Source organism: Microcystis sp. M53602_WE12 (genome assembly GCF_030065455.1).
GTDB lineage: Bacteria > Cyanobacteriota > Cyanobacteriia > Cyanobacteriales > Microcystaceae > Microcystis > Microcystis aeruginosa.
Map to the genome: position 1 here is coordinate 1 of NZ_JASJFB010000897.1, position 3,087 is coordinate 3,087.

Below are 3,087 nucleotides of genomic sequence, written 5' to 3' on the forward strand. Positions count from 1 at the left end.
AAACCCTTATATAGAAAGACATTTGGCGATTTTTGTCAATTGTTTTCGATCTAGAACGAGCTAATCAATTAAGTCTCTTGCCGGATAAGGATTTAGTCGATTTATGCCCCCTGATCGAATCATACCAAGTAACGAAGAGCCTGAAAAAGTTTCTTGGTGGGGTCAGTATTCAGTATTCAGGAGGAGATAGGGTGATAGGGTTTTGGGGTGATAGGGTGATGAGACAGCTTCCCCATCTCCCCACTTCCCCACACCCCACACCCCACACCCCACACCCCACTTCCCCACTTCCCCACTTCCCCACTTCCCCACTTCCCCACTTCTCCACTTCTCCACTTCTCCACTTCTCCACACCCCACTTAAAAACATCTATGCTTAATCTCGTCTCCCTTCCAGAAATTCCCGCCGCCGCTTGGAAACGTCCTCTCGGCAAAGGTTGGGAAAAACCCTACAGCGTCCGCTATGCCAGCAATTTAGATGATGGTCCTTGGCATGGGATGCCTCTGGGGGGATTTGGGGCCGGTTGCATCGGACGTTCCCCCAAAGGTGACTTTAATCTCTGGCATCTGGACGGTGGTGAACACAGTTTTAATAGCCTTGCGGCCTGTCAATTTAGCATTTTTGAACAAACAGAAGACGGAAGCGCCCAAGCCTACGCTATGGCGACGGAAAGCCCCAAGGATGGAACTTTATCGCGCTGGTCGTGGTATCCAGCCGAAAAGGGAACATATTCTGCCCTTTATCCCCGCAGTTGGTACGAGTACAAAGATGTTTTTCAGACTCAATTAATTTGCGAACAATTCTCACCGGTTTGGGCGCATAATTATCAAGAAAGTAGTTATCCTATAGCCCTATTTGAATGGACGGCTCATAATCCCACCGATAAACCGATTACTATTAGTATTATGCTGACTTGGCAAAATACAATCGGTTGGTTTACTAACGCGATTAAATCCCCAGTGGTTAAAGTGAGAGATGATGGTAGTCCCGTCTATGAATATCAATCAAAATGGGGGGAAAGTGAGGGTAATTATAATCAATGGATTGTCGATAATTTCCGCGTTGGCTGTCTGATGCGTCGGGATTACGAAAACCCCGGGGAAGGGGATGGACAGATGGCGATTGCCAGTATTACTAATCCGAGTCTAGAGGTATTCTATCTGGGTAAATGGAACCCTGCGGGCGATGGTGGCGAAGTTTGGGACTATTTCGCCATGAATGGCTCTTTACCGGATATTGAGGACGAAACCCCCGCCGAAAAAGGGGAACAAACGGCCACGGCCATGGCGATTCGTTTTACCATTCGTCCGGGGAAAACTCGCAAAATTCCTTTTATTTTAGCTTGGGATTTACCAGTCACCGAATTTGCCCAAGGAATTAACTATTATCGTCGTTATACGGACTTTTTCGGTCGCAATGGTCAAAATGCTTGGGCGATGGTACGCACGGCTTTAAAACACGGCGATACATGGCGAGAAAATATTATTAACTGGCAAAAACCGATCCTAGAACGCAGCGATCTGGCCGATTGGTTTAAAATGGCTTTATTTAACGAATTATACCTCCTAACTGACGGCGGCACTCTCTGGACGGCAGCCACGGAACAGGATCCTATCGGTCAATTTGGGGTCTTAGAATGTATTGATTATCGTTGGTATGAAAGTCTGGATGTGCGTCTCTATGGTTCCTTTGGGTTATTGATGTTATGGCCGCGCTTAGAAAAGGCCGTCATGGAAGCTTTTTCGAGGGCAATTCCCAGCAGTGACGATACTCCTCGGATTATTGGATATAACCAAGCTAGTGCCATTCGTAAGGCCAAAAATGCCACTCCCCACGATTTAGGCGCACCCAATGAACACCCTTGGCAAAAGAGCAATTACACCAGTTATCAAGATTGTAATCTCTGGAAAGATTTAGGCAGTGATTTTGTTTTATTAGTCTATCGGGATTATTTATTAACGGGGGCTAAAGATGAGGATTTTCTGCGGGAATGTTGGCCGTCAATTGTCCTGACTTTGCAATATTTAAAAACTTTTGACCTTGATAATGATGGGATTCCCGAAAATTCTGGCGCACCAGACCAAACCTTTGATGATTGGCGTTTACAGGGAATTAGTGCCTATTGCGGTGGTTTGTGGATAGCGGCCCTAGAAGCAACGATTAAAATTGGCGAAATCATTGGAGAAGATACGGCAATTTTTACCAGTTGGTTACAGCAATCTCGCGCTATTTATCATCAGACTCTCTGGAATGGAGAATATTATAATTTAGATAGTGGCAGTGGTTCCGATGTGGTGATGACTGACCAATTATGCGGTCAATTTTATGCTCGTTTATTGAGTTTACCAGATGTGGTAGAAAATCAATACACGCAATCAGCTTTAAGTAAGATTTATCAGGCCTGTTTTCTCAAGTTTCATGGGGGAAAATTTGGGGCGGCCAATGGGTTAAAACCCGATGGTACTCCCGAAAATCCCGAGGCAACTCATCCCTTGGAAGTTTGGGTAGGAATTAATTTTGGGTTGGTGGCTTTTTTACTACAAATGGGAATGGAAAAGCAAGGATGGCAAATTACAGAAGCGGTGGTGAAACAAGTCTATGAAAATGGCTTACAATTTCGCACCCCGGAAGCAATAACATCGGTGGGAACTTTTCGTGCTTGTCATTATTTACGCGCCATGGCTATCTGGGCTATCTATGGGGTTTTGACGGAATTTCAGGGATAAAACAGGATTATCGCCATCTAACTGGTGATCTGGTTTTACCTGGTAAATCACTCTAATCCTAAATCCGGTTATTAAAAACTGATTATTTATTCTCGGTTTTGCCCTTTGCCTCTCCTGATATGTAGCCTATACTCAGGGGATTTAAGTAGTTAGGCGTTAAAAATTATCAGATGCCCCCCTTATTAAGGGGAGATCAAGGGGGGACTAAGGGGGGATCGGCACCACCCTTATTAAGCTGTCCATTAGTCACATCTTTCTTAACATTTCAAACCTTTGTAGCACAAGGCTTTCAAGACTCGGTTAACAATTTGTAATATTCCTTGTTGACACCCTTACTGACAAAGAAAAAACTGAAATCAAG

The 3,087-nt window shown here is 44.7% G+C and carries 1 protein-coding gene; it reads left to right on the forward strand.

Translation table 11 applies throughout. The features are described 5' to 3' along the window. The first annotated feature begins 371 nt into the window (after positions 1 to 371). Complete coding sequence (locus PX482_RS27410) at positions 372 to 2,726, forward strand: GH116 family glycosyl hydrolase (RefSeq protein ID WP_288095076.1); 2,355 nt, start codon at positions 372 to 374, stop codon at positions 2,724 to 2,726. Positions 2,727 to 3,087: the final 361 nt, after the last annotated feature.